1 pseudogene is annotated in these 266 nt (G+C 47.7%); it reads right to left on the bottom strand.

The features are described 5' to 3' along the window. Positions 1-236, bottom strand: a pseudogene (locus JFU56_RS22530) (hypothetical protein); the annotation flags it as partial. Positions 237-266: the final 30 nt, after the last annotated feature.

Below are 266 nucleotides of genomic sequence, written 5' to 3' on the forward strand. Positions count from 1 at the left end.
GGGTTAATCAGTTGAACGTATTGTGGGGTCTTTTCTAAGAGCTCTTTAAAGTTAAAACCTTCGGTCTCTTTACTTGCACGCCAAGCTTCTTTGGCTCCAGCAGAGCGATATTCAGCCAAGTCGAGGTTCCACCAACGTGGGCGTCCGATCTGTTGAGTAAGAGGGAAAGCGCGGCTTTGAAAAAGCGCAGCCTGCTCAGATGGCTCACGTTGCTCGTCACTTGATTTCGAATCCATGAAGTAAACAATGATGTCTAGGCTTTCAGC

It is taken from the genome of Moritella sp. F3 (assembly GCF_015082335.1).
In the GTDB taxonomy this organism is placed as follows: Bacteria; Pseudomonadota; Gammaproteobacteria; order Enterobacterales; family Moritellaceae; genus Moritella.